At 64.4% G+C, this 16,394-nt stretch carries 14 protein-coding genes; 9 read left to right on the forward strand and 5 right to left on the reverse strand.

Features of this window, described 5'->3' with window-relative positions; translation table 11 throughout:
* The first annotated feature begins 145 nt into the window (after positions 1 to 145).
* The 3 genes from DFK10_RS01895 to DFK10_RS01905 all read left to right on the forward strand — a co-directional run bounded on the left by DFK10_RS01895 (position 146) and on the right by DFK10_RS01905 (position 3,122).
* Entirely contained in the window at positions 146 to 376 is a 231-nt protein-coding gene (locus DFK10_RS01895) for a hypothetical protein (RefSeq protein ID WP_217810034.1), read from the forward strand.
* A 58-nt stretch (positions 377 to 434) separates the two neighbouring features.
* Positions 435 to 1,073, forward strand: coding sequence for a prolyl hydroxylase family protein (locus tag DFK10_RS01900; protein WP_217810035.1), 639 nt, complete (start codon positions 435 to 437; stop codon positions 1,071 to 1,073).
* 222 nt (positions 1,074 to 1,295) lie between these two features.
* Positions 1,296 to 3,122, forward strand: a complete 1,827-nt coding sequence (locus DFK10_RS01905) for an extracellular solute-binding protein (RefSeq protein ID WP_235866739.1) — start codon at positions 1,296 to 1,298, stop codon at positions 3,120 to 3,122.
* A 72-nt stretch (positions 3,123 to 3,194) separates the two neighbouring features.
* Here the strand turns inward: DFK10_RS01905 and DFK10_RS01910 are convergent, their stop codons facing one another.
* Complete coding sequence (locus DFK10_RS01910) at positions 3,195 to 3,818, reverse strand: helix-turn-helix domain-containing protein (RefSeq protein WP_109386047.1); 624 nt, start codon at positions 3,816 to 3,818, stop codon at positions 3,195 to 3,197.
* A gap of 65 nt (positions 3,819 to 3,883) precedes the next feature.
* Between DFK10_RS01910 and DFK10_RS01915 the strand changes: the two genes are divergently transcribed.
* The 4 genes from DFK10_RS01915 to DFK10_RS01930 are packed head-to-tail and all read left to right on the forward strand — an operon-like array spanning position 3,884 to position 7,590.
* Complete coding sequence (locus DFK10_RS01915; RefSeq protein WP_109386049.1) at positions 3,884 to 5,371, forward strand: class I adenylate-forming enzyme family protein; 1,488 nt, start codon at positions 3,884 to 3,886, stop codon at positions 5,369 to 5,371.
* Positions 5,358 to 6,002: a DsbA family oxidoreductase gene (locus DFK10_RS01920; RefSeq protein WP_109386051.1), complete on the forward strand. Its 645-nt coding sequence runs from the start codon at positions 5,358 to 5,360 to the stop codon at positions 6,000 to 6,002. Before DFK10_RS01915 ends, DFK10_RS01920 begins: the two co-directional genes overlap by 14 nt.
* On the forward strand, positions 6,002 to 6,361 hold the full coding sequence (locus DFK10_RS01925; RefSeq protein WP_109386053.1) for a potassium channel family protein: 360 nt from the start codon (positions 6,002 to 6,004) through the stop codon (positions 6,359 to 6,361). Before DFK10_RS01920 ends, DFK10_RS01925 begins: the two co-directional genes overlap by 1 nt.
* Positions 6,358 to 7,590: a multidrug effflux MFS transporter gene (locus tag DFK10_RS01930; protein WP_109386055.1), complete on the forward strand. Its 1,233-nt coding sequence runs from the start codon at positions 6,358 to 6,360 to the stop codon at positions 7,588 to 7,590. Before DFK10_RS01925 ends, DFK10_RS01930 begins: the two co-directional genes overlap by 4 nt.
* A 7-nt stretch (positions 7,591 to 7,597) precedes the next feature.
* Here DFK10_RS01930 and mfd read toward each other — a convergent pair whose 3' ends face one another.
* Both mfd and DFK10_RS01940 read right to left on the reverse strand, forming a co-directional pair.
* Positions 7,598 to 11,068: a transcription-repair coupling factor gene (mfd, locus tag DFK10_RS01935; protein WP_109386057.1), complete on the reverse strand. Its 3,471-nt coding sequence runs from the start codon at positions 11,066 to 11,068 to the stop codon at positions 7,598 to 7,600.
* Between the two features lie 38 nt (positions 11,069 to 11,106).
* Positions 11,107 to 11,631: a component of SufBCD complex gene (locus DFK10_RS01940; RefSeq protein ID WP_109386059.1), complete on the reverse strand. Its 525-nt coding sequence runs from the start codon at positions 11,629 to 11,631 to the stop codon at positions 11,107 to 11,109.
* A 115-nt stretch (positions 11,632 to 11,746) separates the two neighbouring features.
* Between DFK10_RS01940 and hemB the strand changes: the two genes are divergently transcribed.
* Complete coding sequence (gene hemB, locus DFK10_RS01945) at positions 11,747 to 12,745, forward strand: porphobilinogen synthase (RefSeq protein ID WP_109386061.1); 999 nt, start codon at positions 11,747 to 11,749, stop codon at positions 12,743 to 12,745.
* A gap of 102 nt (positions 12,746 to 12,847) precedes the next feature.
* Positions 12,848 to 13,405, forward strand: coding sequence for a lipid-binding SYLF domain-containing protein (locus DFK10_RS01950; RefSeq protein WP_109386063.1), 558 nt, complete (start codon positions 12,848 to 12,850; stop codon positions 13,403 to 13,405).
* Between the two features lie 10 nt (positions 13,406 to 13,415).
* On the opposite strand, the gene DFK10_RS01955 is transcribed toward DFK10_RS01950, so the two are convergent.
* Together DFK10_RS01955 and DFK10_RS01960 are read right to left on the reverse strand one after the other, a co-directional pair.
* The gene (locus DFK10_RS01955) at positions 13,416 to 13,928 is read right to left on the reverse strand and encodes a hypothetical protein (protein WP_109386065.1); all 513 of its coding nucleotides are present in this window, start codon (positions 13,926 to 13,928) and stop codon (positions 13,416 to 13,418) included.
* A gap of 60 nt (positions 13,929 to 13,988) precedes the next feature.
* Positions 13,989 to 16,394 (reverse strand): GcvT family protein, encoded by a 2,406-nt coding sequence (locus DFK10_RS01960; RefSeq protein ID WP_109386067.1) that lies wholly within the window; start codon positions 16,392 to 16,394, stop codon positions 13,989 to 13,991.

Raw genomic sequence — 16,394 nt, forward strand, 5'->3', positions numbered from 1 at the left:
GCACTGGAGGATGTGGTAGTCGTCTTCATGGTGTTGCTTCCTTTTTGGTTTGATCACCCCGAGCCTACGGCTCAGGGGAAGCAACGCCACCCTTTTTCAAAGTTTCAACATCCGTCGGGACATCCCCTAGATATTTGGGGATACCATGAAATACGCAAAACCCGCCGCGATTGCCGCTGTGACCGCCACGATGACCGCCACCTCCGCCGCCGCCGGTGGCCTGGCCCCGGCCATCGAGATGGAACCGGTCGAGATCGTCGAGGAAACCGGCGGCTCCAGCTCCAACCTGCTGATCCCGCTGATCCTGATCGCCCTGATCGCCGCAGCGGCCAGCAGCAGCACCAACGGCGGCGAGCAATTCGTCCCCGAGGCCTAATGTAACCGGTCCGTCCTCTGCGCTTAGCAGGGGACCACCATCGCAGGGTCGGATGAACATGGCACAGTTTCTCTGCGCCAATCCTTTGGTTTGCGTTTTTGACGATCTATTCGACGAGGCGACGGCAAGCGCATTGATCGAGGCCGGACGCGAGGGCCAAAGCCGTGCCGCGGTGATGACGGCCTTTGGTCGGACCGAGCACAAGAATCGTACAAACACTCAATCGATTATAGATCAGTGGTCACATCAAGAGGCTCGGGCATTGTGCGAGCGGATCGCCGATGTGGTTCGCCTTCCACCTGAGCACTGTGAACCGGCCAAGGTCCTGCGTTATGAGGGGGACCAGAAATTCGACCTGCATCCTGACGCCTATGACAACATCATGCCCGGTAGTATCGAGGCGTTGCAGGCTGGGGGGCAACGCCTCTTCACCACACTGTGCTACCTCAACGAACCCGACGGCGGCGGCGAGACCGTCTTTCCGAAGCTCCGAATCTCGGTGCGCCCGCGCCTTGGCCGGGTTCTGCTGTTTTCCAACACTATCCCTGGCACCAACACTCCTCACCCGCACAGTCTGCACGCCGGAACCAGCGTGACGGGTGGCGTGAAATGGGTGATGAGCCTGTGGTGGCGAGAGCGGCTCTATCACGTCCCGCGGGACTACCCCGAAGAATCGGGCGAGATGCGCCACGTCTGATCCGGCACCCCGCCTTACGACCATGTCAGAAAGAAAAAAACGCCGGCACGAAGCCGGCGTTAAGTTATTGAGGCAGGTTTCATACAGGCAAGAAACCTATCGAGCAGTGCCCTCTTTATAAGCAATCCACCGCCGCGATCCAAGCTAAAAGTTTGAAAAGGCAGGAACACCCCCTTACGCTGATCCGCAATACATAAAGGGAGCAAAGGGATTGTTCACGAAATGAAACCACAGTTTTTCGCAATTCTGGGCCGGAGCGCACTTGTCGCCGCTCTGACCGTGGGGGCATCCACGGCCCTCGCCGAACCCAAGCATGGCATAGCTATGTATGGCGACCCCGACCTCCCCCCAGATTTTGATCACCTGCCCTATGCCAACCCGGATGCGCCGCGGGGCGGACAGCTCGTCACGGCCAACACCGGCAGCTTCGACAGTCTCAATCCTTTCGTCCAGAAAGGCTCGGTGCCCTGGCAGGTCCGGTTCCTGACCGGCGAGACGCTGATGGCCCGGTCGCTGGATGAACCCTTCTCGCTTTACGGGCTTCTGGCCGAATCGGTCGAGACCGGCCCGAATCGCGAGTGGGTCGAATTCACCCTCCGCCCCGAGGCGGAATTCTCGGATGGCAGCCCCGTGACCGTCGAGGACGTGATGTGGTCCTACGAGACACTCGGCACCGAGGGCCACGGCCGATATGCCGGGTTCTGGTCCAAGGTCGATAGCATGGAACAGACCGGTCCTCGTTCGGTGCGTTTCACCTTCAACACCGAGGATCGCGAACTGGCCCTGCTGGCCGGCATGCGCCCGATCCTGCAAAAGGCGCAATACGAGGGCGTGGATTTCGCCGAGACCGACGGGTTCGAGCATATCCCGATCACCTCGTCGCCCTACATGATCACTGATTACGAACAGGCGCGCTTTGTCGAATTCACCCGCAACCCCGATTATTGGGGCGATGGGGTCGTGCCCTTCCGCAACGGCACGCACAACCTCGACACCGTGCGGATCGAGTATTTCGGCGACGCCACCGCCGCCTTTGAGGCCTTCAAGGTCGGCGAGGTCAATTTCAACCGCGAATTCAACGTCGCCAAATGGGACAGCCAATACGATTTCGCCGCCGTGCAATCGGGCGACGTGGTGCGCAACATCCTGCCCCATGCCCGCCCCTCGGGCATGACCGGTTTCGTGATGAACACGCGCAGCCCCCAATTCGAGGATATCCGCGTGCGCGACGCCATGCTGCACGCGTTCAACTTCGAATTCATCAACGATGCGCTGACCGGCGGGGTGCAACCGCGCATCACCTCCTACTTCTCCAATTCGCCCCTTGCGATGCAAGACGGACCGGCGACCGGCCGGGTGCGCGAGTTTCTCGAACCGTTCGCCGACCAGATTCCGGCAGCCGCGCTCGAGGGCTATGCCCTGCCCGTCTCGGACGGAACAGAACGCAACCGCGACGGCATCCGCGCCGCACTGGACCTGATGGAACAGGCCGGCTGGACCGTTCAGGACGGTATCATGGCAAATGCCGACGGGGATCCCTTCACCTTCGAGATCGTGCTGGAAAACAACAGCACCGAGAACCAGACCATCATCGACATGTTCGTCCAGTCGCTGGCCCGGCTGGGCATCACGCCCACCGTGACCCTTGTGGACAGTGCGCAATACCGCGAACGGACCGACGCCTATGAATTCGACATGACCTATTTCCGGCGCGGCCTGTCGCTGTCGCCCGGTAATGAGCAATACCTCTACTGGGGATCGGAAAATGCCGACACGCCGGGCGGGCGCAACCTGATGGGCGTGAAATCCGAGGCCGTGGACGCGATGATCGACCGGCTTCTGACATCCCAGAGCCAGGATGATTTCCGCGCCGCCACCCGTGCGCTGGACCGGCTGCTGACCTCGGGCCGCTACGCGATCCCGATCTACCAGTGGAACATCAGCCGGATCGCCCATGACAAGCGGCTGCATTACCCGGACACGATGCCGATTTTCGGCGACTGGCCCGGTTGGCAGCCCGATGTCTGGTGGTGGGAAGAGCAGGGCTAACCATCAAGGGGCGTCCGTGTTCTTCGGGCGCCCCGCGGTCTTTTGCGTTTTGCGACCCGGAACCGGATCGGTTCAGACCAGTGACGTGACCCAAAGGATCGTCGCGTCCTCCGGGCTGAGCGAAATGACGTTGTGGCCCATCGTGGCATCGTAATAGGCGCTGTCGCCGCGGCGCATGTCCACCGGTTCGTAGAACTCCGTGTAAAGCCGGATAACCCCGGTCAGAACATAGAGGAATTCTTCGCCGTCATGGCGCACCCAGCCGTCGAACTCTTCCATATCGCGGGCGCGGACCCGGGCGCGATAGGGCAGCATCTTCTTGCGGGTCAGCGCCTCGGCGAGCATGTCGTGTTCATAGGTCGCCGTCGGGTGGCTGGTGGCCTCGCCGGTGCGGGTCACCGCAAGACGGCCGGTGACGCGGTCATCCTCGGGCGGGGTGAAAAGCTGCGGCACGGAAATCTCAAGCCCCACGGCCAGCTTCTTGAGCGCATCATATGTCGGCGACATCTGTCCATTCTCGATCTTCGAGAGGGTGGACCGCGCCATGCCCGCCTGTCGCGCCGCGCGTTCCAGGGTCCAGCCCTGGGCCTTGCGCAGGTCCCGCACGCGCGCGCCGAGATCCACGGGCTTCGCGAACTCTGTCTCGCCGGTTTCACGGGCGATGCTGATGAGGCTTTTGGGATCCTGTCTGGCCATGGCCAGTCCTATAGGCAGGCCGCCGGCGGCTTGCAACCGGACCGCAGGGCGGATAGCGCAGCAGCATGACCGCCCCCGCCCCCTTCAACATGGCCGCCCATGTGCTGGCCGCAGCCCCGGGTCGCCCCGACAAGGTGGCCCTGGCGGTTCTGGGGCCTGCGCGGGCCAACCGCTGGTCCTATGCCAAGCTGGAGAGCGCGGTGCGCGGCGTGGCCACGGGCCTGTTGCGAAGCGGGCTGGAGCCGGGCGACCGGGTCTTGCTGCGGCTGGGCAACACGCCGGACTTTCCGGTCGCTTTCCTGGCCTGCCTTGCGGTGGACCTGGTCCCGGTGCCGACCTCGCCGCAGTTGACCGGCCCCGAGGTCACGGCGCTTTGCCCCACGCTGGCGCCGGCGGCGGTGATCGCGGGCGACGGCATCGCCCTGCCCGACCATCCCGCGCCTGTGATCCCCGCCACGCTACTGACCGCGTGGCATGACCTGCCCCCGGCTGAATTCGTCATGGGCGATCCGGAGCGGCCCGGCTACATCATCTATACATCCGGCACCGCAGGCCGCCCGCGCGGCGTCGTTCACGCCCACCGCGCCATCCTGGCCCGGCGGCATATGGTGGACGGCTGGTATGGGCTGACCGCCGAGGACCGGGTGCTGCATGCCGGCGCCTTCAACTGGACCTACACGCTGGGCACCGGGCTACTGGACCCTTGGACAATTGGCGCAACGGCCCTCGTTCCGGCCCCCGGCACAGATAGCTCCGCCCTGCCCCTTCTGCTCAAGCGGCACGACGCGACCATGTTCGCCGCCGCGCCGGGCGTCTACCGCCAGATCCTCCGCGCCCCGTTCGCGCCGATGCCGAAACTGCGCCACGGCCTGTCGGCGGGCGAAAAACTGCCCGAGGCGATCCGCGCCGCCTGGCAGGACGCCACCGGCACGCAAATTCACGAAGCATTCGGCCTGTCTGAATGCTCCACCTTCATCTCGGGGGCGCCCGGCAACCCGGCCCCACCCGGCACGCTCGGCTTTGCCCAGCCGGGCCGCCGTATCGCCCTGATCGACGCGGACGGGGCCGAGACCGATCACGGCACCATTGCGATCCACCGCGACGATCCCGGCCTGATGCTGGGCTATCTGGGCCACCCCGAAGACACCGTCGCGCGCTATTCGGGCGAATGGTTCCTGACCGGCGATATCGGCAGCCGCACGGCGCAGGGCGCGATCCGCTACGAAGGCCGCGACGATGACATGATGAATGCCGGGGGCTATCGGGTGTCCCCCATCGAGGTCGAGACCGCTCTTGCCAATCATCCCGGCATCGACGAAGCCGCCGCCGTAGAAGTGACTGTAAAGACAGACGCTACCGTCATCGCCGCCTTTTACACCGGCCCGGCTACCCTGCCCGAGGCCGACCTCGCCGCTTTTGCCTCGGAACGCCTGGCCCGCTACAAGACCCCTCGTATCTTCATTCACCGCGCGTCCCTGCCCCGGGGCGCCAACAACAAGCTCTTGCGCCGCGCCCTGCGGGAAGAGTGGGAGGCCACAGATGGTCAAGCTTGATATCTTTTCCGACCCGATCTGCCCCTGGTGCTATATCGGCAAGACCAACCTGGACCGCGCGCTCGAACAGGTCGGCGACCACCCGTTCACGATCGAATACCACCCGTTCCAGCTGAACCCGGATATGCCGCCCGAGGGAATGGACCGCCGCGCCTACATGGACGCCAAGTTCGGCGGGCGCGAGGGGGCGGTACAAGCCCATCTGCCCGTGCAGGAACATGCCGAACAGGCCGGGCTGGAGATCGATTTCGAAGCGATCACCCGCACCCCCAACACCCTGGACGCGCACCGCCTGATCCATTGGGCCGGGATCGAGCAGCGGCAGGTCTTTGTCGTGCAGCGGCTCTTCGAGGCCTATTTCAGGGATGGTCGCGACATCAGCGACCCTGATGTGCTGTGCGACATCGCTGACAGTGTCGAGATGGATGCGCCCATGGTTGCGCGGCTTCTGGCCTCGGATGCCGATGCCGAGGAGATCCGCACCCGCGATGCCGAGGCGCGCAAGATGGGGATCCAGTCGGTCCCGACCTTCATCGTCGCGGGGCAGCACGCGGTGCCCGGCGCCCAACCCACCGCGCTGTGGGTCGAGGTTATGGGCGAGATCATGGAAAAGCTGGAGAAGGAAAGCTGATGCGCAACGAAGCCGTTTTCATCCTGTTCGGCCTGCTGGCTGTCCTGATCGGCAGCGGCACGGTTTTCTATCATCTGGTCGAGGGCTGGTCCTGGATCGACAGTTTCTTCTTCACGGTCGTGACCCTCTCCACCGTGGGTTATGGCAGCCTCGTGCCGCAGACCGTGATCGGCAAGCTGGCGACCACGCTGTTCATCTTTGCCGGCCTCGGCGTCTTTGCAGCCGCGATCCAGCAATTCAGCCGCGTCACCGTCGAAAGCCGGCTGCGTGCGCGCGCCGAACTGCGCGAGGCCCGCCGCAAGGCCGCCGAAGCCGAGAAACGCCTCGAAGCGGTGGAGGAAAAAGGCCCCGACGCATGACAGACAGCACCGCCGGGTCCGTTGGCCCCAAGCGACTTGCAACGCCCGAATTCATCGCGCTGACGGCGATGCTCATGGCTTCGATCGCCTTTTCCATCGATGCGATGCTGCCCGCCCTTCCGCAGATCGGCGCGGACCTGTCGCCCGAGGCCCCGAACCTTGCGCAACTCGTGGTCACAAGCTTCGTTCTGGGCATGGGTCTGGGCACGCTTTTCACCGGGCCGCTGTCGGACCGGTTCGGACGCAAGCCGGTGGTGATCGGGGGATCGGTTCTCTATTGCCTTGCCGCCTTCGCCGCCTACCTCGCCCCGACGCTCGAGGCGCTGCTGACCGCACGGCTTGTGCAGGGGTTGGCTGCCGCCGCGCCGCGCGTTGTGGCGCTGGCGCTGGTGCGGGATCTTTACTCTGGCCGCCACATGGCCCGGATCGTCTCGTTCTCGATGATGATCTTCTCGGTCATACCGGCTCTGGCGCCGTCCCTTGGCAAGGTCATCATCGAGCTGTCCGGTTGGCGCAGCGTTTTCCTGGCGCTGATCGTCTTTTCGCTGATCTCGATCACCTGGCTGGGCCTCCGGCAGCCGGAAACCCTGGCGCCCGAGAACCGCCGCCCCCTGCAATTCGCGACCCTATGGGCGGCACTCAAGGAAATGGCCGCGCACCCTACCGTTCGCCTCTCCATCGCCGTGCAGACGCTGGCCTTCGGGATGCTCTTCGCCACGCTCAGCTCGACACAGCAGATCTTTGACCTGACCTATGGCCAGGGCGACAGTTTCCACCTCTGGTTCGGCGGCATCGCGGTGCTGGCGGCCTCGGCCTCGGTGATCAACGCGCATCTCGTGGTGCGCCTGGGCATGCGCGCGATCATCAAGGCCATGTTCACCGTGCAGATCGGCCTGTCGGCGCTGATGGTGCTGGCGGTCTGGTCCGGGGTATTCGGCGCGGGCGAGCTCTATGTCTACGCGCTCTGGAATGTCTCGGTCTTCTTCCAGGCCGGGCTGACGCTTGGTAACCTCAACGCGCTTGGCATGGAGCCGATGGGCCATATCGCGGGGATGGCCGCCTCGATCATGGCCTCGGTCGGAACGGTGGGTGCCGTGATCATCGCGGTGCCGGTCGGGCTGGCCTTTGACGGCACGCCCCTGCCGCTGGCAATCGCGATCTGCATCTGCGCGTCACTGGCGCTGTGGCTGACAACGATGATCCGGCGCGACACGGACGGAGCGGCGTGACGGCGATTCAGGTATTGCCGTCCGCCTCGCCGGCCTGTGCCGCTTTGACTTTCTTTGCCAGATCCTGCGCGATGGCGAAGGCGCCCTTGATCTTGTCGCTGTCCTTGGCCCAGTCGCGTCGCACGACGATCTTGTTGTCCTTGACCTTGGCCAGCCCCCGCTGATCCTTGATGAATTCCACCAGCCCTTGCGGTGAGGCGAACTTGTCATTGTGGAACCGGATCGTCGCGCCCTTGGGTCCGCCATCAAGATGGCTGATCCCGGCGCGTTTGCACATGGCCTTGATCCGAACCACCAGCATCAGCGTGTTGACCTCTTTCGGAAGCGGCCCGAAACGGTCGATCAGCTCGGCCGCGAAGCCCTCAAGCTCGACCTTGGTTTGCAGCCCCGACAGGCGGCGATAGAGGCCAAGGCGCACATCCAGATCGGGCACGTAATCCTCGGGGATCAGCACCGGCACGCCGAGGTTGATCTGCGGCGCCCATTGGCCATCCTCGACCAGCGTCGCCTCGCCCGCCTTGATCTTGGCGATCTGCTCTTCCAGCATCGACTGGTAAAGCTCGTAACCCACTTCCCGCATCTGGCCCGATTGTTCCTCGCCCAGAAGGTTGCCGGCGCCGCGAATGTCGAGGTCCTGGCTGGCCAGCGCGAACCCCGCGCCCAACGTGTCGATCGCGCCCAGAACGCGCAGACGCTTCTCGGCCTGGGGGGTCAGGCGCTGACGCGGGCGGTAGGTCAGATAGGCATAGGCGCGGGTCTTGGAGCGCCCGACCCGGCCACGGATCTGGTAGAGCTGGCTGAGGCCGAACATATCCGCGCGATGCACGATCATCGTGTTGGCGGTGGGAATATCCAGCCCCGACTCCACGATGGTTGTGGCCAGCAATACGTCATACTTGCCGTCATAGAACGCGTTCATCCGGTCATCCAGCTCGCCCGCCGCCATTTGGCCATGGGCGGTCACGAACGTCACCTCCGGCACCTCGTCGCGCAGGAAGGCCTCGATCTCGGTCAGGTCGGAAATGCGCGGCACCACGAAGAAGCTCTGCCCGCCGCGGTAATGTTCGCGCAAGAGCGCCTCGCGCAGCGTCACCGTGTCGAATTCGCTGACATAGGTGCGGATCGCCAGCCGGTCCACGGGCGGCGTGCCGATCACCGACAGCTCGCGCACCCCCGAAAGCGACAGTTGCAGGGTGCGCGGGATCGGCGTGGCCGTCAGGGTCAGAACATGCACGTCCGAGCGCATCTGCTTGAGCCGCTCCTTGTGCTGCACGCCGAAATGCTGTTCCTCGTCGATGATCAGCAGGCCGAGATTCTGGAACCGCACCCCCTTGGCCAGCAGCGCATGGGTGCCCACCACGATATCGGCCGTGCCCTTGGCCATGGCATCGCGGGTCGCGGCGGCCTCCTTGGCGCCGACGAAGCGGGACAAGGGCCGGACATTGACGGGAAAGCCTCGGAACCGTTCGGCGAAACTCTTGTAATGCTGGCGAGCCAGCAGGGTCGTTGGCGCGATCACCGCCACCTGTACACCGGACATCGCCGCGATGAAGGCGGCGCGGATCGCCACCTCGGTCTTGCCGAAACCGACATCGCCGCAAATCAGGCGGTCCATCGGGCGGCCGGCCTCCATGTCCTCCAGCACGTCCTCGATGGCCTGTAGCTGGTCCTCGGTCTCCTGGTAGGGGAAGCGCGACAGGAACTGGTCCCACAACCCGTCGGGCGGCGTCATGGCCGGGGCGGTGCGCAGCTCGCGCTCGGCCGCGACCCGGATCAGGCGTTCGGCCATCTCGCGGATGCGCTCCTTTAGGCGGGCCTTCTTGGCCTGCCACGCGCCGCCGCCAAGCTTGTCCAGCAAGCCCTCCTCGTGGCCGTATTTCGACAGCAGCTCGATATTCTCGACCGGCAGGTAGAGCTTGGCCTTTTCCGCATATTCCAACAGCAGGCATTCATGGGCCGCCCCCGCGGCCGTAACGACCTCCAGCCCGTGATAGCGGCCGATCCCGTGATCGACATGCACGACAAGATCGCCGGGGGTCAGCGCCTGCGTTTCGGTCAGGAAGTTCTCGGCCCGGCGCTTGCGCTTGGTCTGGCGGATCAGGCGGTCGCCCAGCACGTCCTGTTCGGAAATGACCGTCAGGCGGGCATCGTCCTGCGGCGCCTCGAACCCGTGTTCCAGCGCCCAGACGGCCAGGTGCAGCCCGCGCTTGCCGACGCGGGTGAAGTCGCTGACCGGGATCGCTTCGGCGAGGTTCTCGTCCTCGATCAGCCCCGTCAGGCGTTCCCTCGCACCATCGGAATACGAGGCGATGACGACGGGACCGTCCTCAAGCTTTGCACGAATATGATCCGCCAACGCACCGAAAAGACTTATGCTTTCCTGTTGCCGTTCAGGCGAGAAATTGCGCCCGACACGCCCGCCCGCGTCGATCACACCCGGTCCGGTCGCCTGTGGCAGGGCCGAGAACTGCAGAACGCGCATCGTCCCGGTTGCCGCCTCCCAGGCGACAGGGTCAAGGTAGAGCGTGTCCGGCGGGGCGGGCTTGTAGACACTGTCCACACGCCCCTTGGCCGCCATCGCTTCCCGCCGCGCATCGTATTGGTCCTCGATACTTTCCCAACGGGCCTGACGCTGGGCGGCATTGTGATCGTCCAGCGTGACGGTTGCATTTGGCAAATAGTCGAACAGCGTTTCCAGCCGCGCATGGAAGAACGCCAGCCAATGCTCCACGCCCTGATGCTTGCGGCCGGCGCTGACCGCTTCGTAAAGCGGGTCATCGCTGCCCGCCGCGCCGAATTCCAGCCGGTAGTTCTGGCGGAACCGGGTGATCGCGGCCTCATCGAGAATGACTTCCGAGACCGGTGCCAGTTCGACCATGTCGAGCTTTTCCGTGGTGCGCTGCGTGGCAGGATCGAACCGCCGCGCGCCATCGAGCACGTCGCCGAACAGGTCCAGCCGCACCGGGCCGCCATGGCCCGGCGGAAAGATGTCGATGATGCCGCCGCGAATGGCATAATCGCCCGGCTCGGTGACCGTGGGCGCCTGGGTAAAGCCCATCCGCACAAGGAAGGCGCGCAAGCCATCCTCGTCGATGCGGTCGCCCACGCGGGCCTTGAAGGCGGCCTCTTGCAGCACCTCGCGGGCCGGCACGCGCTGGGTCGCGGAATTGAGCGTGGTCAACAACACGAAGCGCTTTGGCGCCCCGTGGACCAGCGCCGCCAGTGTGGCCATGCGCGCGGCCGAGATATCGGCATTGGGCGATACGCGATCGTAAGGCAGGCAGTCCCATCCGGGGAAATGCAGCACCGGCATGGCCGGGTCGAAAAAGGCCAGCGCGGCGCGCATCGCCTCCAGCCGCTTGTCGTCGCGGGCCACGTGCACCACCGGCCCGTCACGCCGCGCCACCTCGGCCAGGATCAGCCGGGCGTCATGGCCCTCGGGCGCGCCACTGACGGTGATATGATCGGATGCGGTCATGGAGCGCGTCACCTAACCTGCCCGTGGGCGGTGTCAATTCAGAAACCGGGACTGACCAGAAGGTTCTGATACATGCCATACATGGCCGTCACGAAGATCGAGATCATGCCGATGAACTGGGTGATGACCCGGTGACGCATAAGGCGCTTGTGCAGGGCCTCGCCCCGAGGTTCCTCGGCTTCGATCCGGCGCGCTGTGGACAGGCTCAGCGCCCCCACGATGGAAAGCGGCAGCGCCAGGAAGAAGATCGCCTGGGCGAATTCAACATCATACCAAAAGGCCATGAGTCCCAGGGACGTGAGCAGGAATGTCATGAATCCCAGCAGCACAAGGCCCGAAACCCGCCCGATATAGAGCAGCCGGTTGACGTTGATGCGCACCAGGTCCTCAAGGTCCTGCTGCGCCTCGCCGCCCTTTTTGCGCGCGCGGGTGATCATGTCATAGGGCACGCCCAGCACCCAATGGCTGACCGAGGACCACACCACGGCCAACGCGATCCAGAACCAAAGGTTCGAGAAGGACCGCATGTCGATGACTTCGAAAAGGGTGGATGTCCAGTTCACGGGGGGCAGCCTGCTGTTTCTTCGCCCCTACCTAGCGCCGGGCCGCGACAATGCCCAGACTTGAGACTTGCAAAGATTAGTGCCACCACGAAGGTGTGACTGAAAGGCCAAGAAAATGACACCGACCGTGCCCCCCTTCCCCGCCGCCCGGCTGCGCCGCTTGCGTGCCACACCCGCCTTGCGTGCCATGGTGCGCGAAACCAGCCTCTCGCCCAGCGATTTCATCTGGCCGGTCTTCGTGATGGAGGGGCGCGACGCGGAAGAGCCCGTGCCCTCGATGCCTGGTGTCTTCCGCCGCACGGTGGACAGGGTGGCGCTGGCCGCGAAAGAGGCGGAGGCGCTGGGCATCCCGGCGATCTGCATCTTTCCCTATACCGCGCTGGAGGACCGGACCGAGGATTGCGCCGTCGCCTGGTCGCCCGACAATATCGCCAATCAGGCGATCCGCGCGATCAAGGACGCGGCGCCGGGTTTGGCGGTGATGACCGATATCGCGCTCGACCCCTACAACATCAACGGCCAGGACGGCTATGTCCGTGACGGCGACGTGGTGAACGACGAAACGGTCGAGGCGCTGGTCAAGATGGCATTGGTTCAGGCGGAAGCCGGGGCCGATATCCTGGGCCCCTCGGATATGATGGACGGGCGCATCGGTGCGATCCGCACCGCGCTGGAGGCCGAGGGCCGCCGCAACGTCACCATCCTGTCCTATACCGCGAAATATGCCAGCGGGTTCTACGGGCCCTTCCGTGACGCGGTCGGGGCCTCGGGCGCGCTCAAGGGCGACAAGAAGACCTACCAGATGGACCCCGCCAATTCAGACGAGGCGTTGCGCCTTGTCGCCCGTGACCTGTCCGAAGGGGCCGACATGGTCATGGTCAAGCCGGGCATGCCCTATCTGGACATCTGCCGCCGGGTGAAGGACCAGTTCGGCGTGCCGACTTTCGCCTACCAGGTCTCGGGGGAATACGCGATGCTGCAGGCCGCGGCCCAGAACGGATGGCTGGATGGCGAAGCGACCATGCTGGAAAGCCTGACCTGCTTCAAGCGCGCGGGCTGCGACGGCATCCTGACCTATTTCGCCCCGCAGGCGGCGCGGGCTCTCGGCGGCTGAAACCTGCCCAACGCCATCTTTGTGCTGACAGAGCGGCCCCGCCGGCCTATACTGCATTCGAAAACGAGGCGGATACCGCCCATCAGGCACGAGGCGAAAAACATGAGCATTCTTTCCCGACGCGGTTTCGCACTAGGCGCTTTGGCAACCACGACCGTCGCCGCTTGCGGCAATGGGATCGGGTCGCGCGGCGCGGACCGGATCGATTCCCGCGTGAACACCACGCTGAACTACATGTATAACCGCTATCCCGGCACACGGGATCTGGCGAACAAGGCCTCGGGCATGCTGGTCATGCCCTTGGTGACCGAGGCCGGGTTCGGCCTTGGTGGCTCGTACGGGCGTGGCGCCCTGCGGATCGGTGACAGCACGGTGGATTATTACGCGATCGCCGCGGGCAGCGCCGGCCTGCAATTGGGCGCGCAACAGTATTCCCACGTCCTGTTCTTCATGACCGACGATGCGTTGATGGATTTCCGCACGTCGCCCGGCTGGGCGCTTGGCGCGGATGCCGAATACGCCCTCAATGACAACGGTCAGAACCTGCGCGCAGAGACGACAACCTCGCTGGCCCCGGTCATAGCGGTGGTCTTTGCCCAGGCGGGGTTGCGCGTTGGCGCGACGCTGGAAGGCACCAAGTACACGCGCATCATTCCTTGAGGCGGCTCCCCTAGTCGAGGGCGGGCACAACCGCATCGAAGCTGATCGCCACCTCGTGGCTGTCGGCCATGTCCGGGCTGGACCCGATCCCTTCGGACCAGCCCAGGCTGCCCGTGACCATCCCTGCGACATGCAGGCCGTCCTCGACCTTGGTAAAAGTCGAAAGGTCCAGCGTAACGGGCGCATCCTCTGGCGCGGTATAGGCCTGCATGAAGCTGTCGCCGGCCATATAACGCAGCTCGACCCCTTGTGGCGCGGGGTTCGCCATGTCGAACACACTCCAGCTCAGCATCAGCCCGTCCTTGGTCGACATGATCGTATCCGGCGACGCATGGGCCAGGATCGAGACATCGACAATCGACCCCATCTCACTGAAATCCGATTGCGACTGGCCGTCCTGTGCGGTCAGAAACCAGGTGTGTTCTTCCCCGTCGATGGTGCCGGTGGCGGTACCGATCACCTCTTGAGCCTGCGCGACCACCGGCAGCGCAGCGATTGCTGTGGCGGCAAAGAGTCTTTTCATGGCTATGCCTTCCTCAAATCCTGAAGAGACCACCCTAACAGCCATGACATTTGCCGCAACCTAGGCCCTCAGGCGCGCGCCCTCTGCGTCGAAGGGCGGCTCGGCCAGAACGACACCGCGATGGGGGCGGCCCAGTATCATGACGTCCACCTCCTGCCCGGGGGCCACCCCCTTGAGGTAGCCAAGCGCCAGGGACATCCCGACCGAATAGCCGTAGGTGCCGCTGGTGACCCGCCCGACCGGGGTGCCGTCCGGCAGGAAGATCGGTTCGCCGCCCGTGGCATCCGCCGTATCGACCTCTTGCACATGGACCAGCATCAACTCTTCGCGTGGTACATTATCCTTGACCTGCAAATATGCGCTCTTGTTCAGGAAATCCTTTTCCGTCTTGACCAGACGATCAAGGCCCACCTCTTGCGGCCAGTATTCCGGGCTGTATTCGCGGCCCCAGCTGCCATAGCCCTTTTCCACCCGCAGCGACATGAGCGCCCGGCTGCCCACGGGCCCGCCGCCTTCGGCCTTTGCAGCGTCGAGAAGTGCCCGGTAGAGCCGGGGCTGATCCTCGGTGGCACAGTGCAATTCCCAGCCCAGATCGCCGGTGAAGGAGACCCGCAGGGCAAGGCATCGCACCCCGGCCACGTCCAGCCAGGCCGAACGCATGAACGGCATGTCCTCGGTCGAGAGAGAATTATTCGTCAGCGTTTGCAGAGCCTTGCGCGACGAAGGTCCAGCGATGTTGAAGCCGCAATAGGCCTCCGTCATTACCTCGAAGGTCGTGCCCTCCGGCAGGGGCACCATGGCCCAGAAGCGCTGATGGTAGCGCTCGGCCATGCCCGAGCCGATGACCCAGAATTCCTCGTCCCCCATGCGAGTGACCGTGAAATCCCCGGCAATGCCACCGCGCACCCCGATCAGCGGCGTCAGACAGGACCGACCCACCGCTTTGGGCATGTTATTGGCGAACACCGCGTTCAGCCACTCTGCCGCTCCGGGTCCCTTCACCCGATATTTCGCGAAGTTGGAAATATCAATAACGCCAGTGCTTTCGCGCAGCATCTTCGCCTCGCGCCCAACGCTGTCGAACCAGGGCTGCCGGGTGAATCCGGCGCTGTCGGGCGTGTCGGCATCGAAATAGGCGGGGTGCTCCCAGCCATAGTTCAGGCCAAAGACAGCGCCCATCTCTTTCTGCATCTCGTAGACCGGCCGCACCCGCACGGGACGGCCCGCCGCGCGTTCCTCACCGGGGAAATGGATGGCGAAACGGTGGGCATACTGGTCCTGCACGCGCGCCTTGGTAAAGGCCTTGTCCGCCCATTTCCCAAAGCGTGCCACGTCCCAGGCGAACATGTCGTAGCGGCTTTCGCCGGTGGTGATCCAGTCGGCCGCCATCAGGCCCATGCCGCCGGACTGGCTGAATCCGGGAATGATGCCGTTGCAGCAGAAATAGTTCTTCAGGTCCGGGTGCGGGCCAAACAGCACGTTGGAATCCGGCGACCAGATCATCGGGCCGTTGATGACCCGCTTGATCCCGGCCTCGCCCACGACCGGCACCCGGTCGATGGCCCGCATCATGTTGTCCTCGATCCGCTCCAGGTCATCGGGGAACAGGTCATGGGCGAAGTCCAGCGGCGTGCCCTCTTCGGCCCAGAACCGCATGTCGCGTTCATAGGCGCCGATCAGCAGGCCCTTGCCCTCTTGCCGCAGGTAGTATTCTCCGTCACGATCCGCCACCGACGGCAAGCGCCGGTCCATCGCGTCGATCTCGGCGATGGTCTCGGTGACGAAATACTGGTGCTCGGTCGGCTGGAGCGGCAGGTCGATCCCGGCCAGCGCGGCGACTTCGCGCCCCCAGAGACCGGCGGCATTCACCACCCAGTCGGTCTGGATATTGCCTTTGGGCGTTTCGACGATCCAAGTGCCATCGGGTTGCTGAACCGTGGCCGTGACCGGGGTGAAGCGGTGGATTTCCGCCCCGTTCTGACGTGCCCCGACCGCATAGGCATTGGTCACGCCGGAGGGATCCACATTGCCCCCATCGGGTTCGTACATGATGCAGCGGATGCCGTCGAAATTGACCAGCGGGTGCAGACGCTCGGCCTCGTCGCGGCTGACCTCGTGGAAATTCATGCCGTAATAGCTGGCCTTGGCGGCCTGCAAGCGCAGCTGATGTTCCCGCGCCTCGGTCTGGGCGAGGTAGAGCGAGCCGGGTTGGAACACGCCACAGCCCTGCCCGGTCTCGGCCTCCAGATCCTTGTAAAGCTGCATCGTGTAGTGCTGGATGCGGCTGATATTGGTGCTGTCATGCAGCCCGTGGATGTTGGCGGCGGCATGCCATGTTGATCCGGAGGTCAGCTCGTCGCGCTCCAACAGCACCACGTCGGTCCAGCCGGCCTTGGTCAGGTGATATAGGATGGAACATCCGATAACGCCGCCTCCGATGACGACGGCCTGGGCGTGGGTGCGCAT

Source organism: Salibaculum griseiflavum (genome assembly GCF_003129565.1).
GTDB classification, from domain to species: domain Bacteria; phylum Pseudomonadota; class Alphaproteobacteria; order Rhodobacterales; family Rhodobacteraceae; genus Salibaculum; species Salibaculum griseiflavum.

Excerpts from the sequence above, each read along its gene's own strand:
- DFK10_RS01895 (WP_217810034.1), top strand. The coding sequence starts at position 146 with ATGAAATACGCAAAACCCGCCGCGATTGCCGCTGTGACCGCCACGATG.
- DFK10_RS01930 (WP_109386055.1), top strand. The coding sequence starts at position 6,358 with ATGACAGACAGCACCGCCGGGTCCGTTGGCCCCAAGCGACTTGCAACG.
- DFK10_RS01915 (WP_109386049.1), top strand. The coding sequence starts at position 3,884 with ATGACCGCCCCCGCCCCCTTCAACATGGCCGCCCATGTGCTGGCCGCA.
- DFK10_RS01910 (WP_109386047.1), bottom strand. The coding sequence starts at position 3,818 with ATGGCCAGACAGGATCCCAAAAGCCTCATCAGCATCGCCCGTGAAACC.
- DFK10_RS01950 (WP_109386063.1), top strand. The coding sequence starts at position 12,848 with ATGAGCATTCTTTCCCGACGCGGTTTCGCACTAGGCGCTTTGGCAACC.
- DFK10_RS01955 (WP_109386065.1), bottom strand. The coding sequence starts at position 13,928 with ATGAAAAGACTCTTTGCCGCCACAGCAATCGCTGCGCTGCCGGTGGTC.
- DFK10_RS01920 (WP_109386051.1), top strand. The coding sequence starts at position 5,358 with ATGGTCAAGCTTGATATCTTTTCCGACCCGATCTGCCCCTGGTGCTAT.
- DFK10_RS01960 (WP_109386067.1), bottom strand. The coding sequence starts at position 16,394 with ATGCGCACCCACGCCCAGGCCGTCGTCATCGGAGGCGGCGTTATCGGA.
- hemB (WP_109386061.1), top strand. The coding sequence starts at position 11,747 with ATGACACCGACCGTGCCCCCCTTCCCCGCCGCCCGGCTGCGCCGCTTG.
- DFK10_RS01900 (WP_217810035.1), top strand. The coding sequence starts at position 435 with ATGGCACAGTTTCTCTGCGCCAATCCTTTGGTTTGCGTTTTTGACGAT.
- mfd (WP_109386057.1), bottom strand. The coding sequence starts at position 11,068 with ATGACCGCATCCGATCATATCACCGTCAGTGGCGCGCCCGAGGGCCAT.
- DFK10_RS01925 (WP_109386053.1), top strand. The coding sequence starts at position 6,002 with ATGCGCAACGAAGCCGTTTTCATCCTGTTCGGCCTGCTGGCTGTCCTG.
- DFK10_RS01905 (WP_235866739.1), top strand. The coding sequence starts at position 1,296 with ATGAAACCACAGTTTTTCGCAATTCTGGGCCGGAGCGCACTTGTCGCC.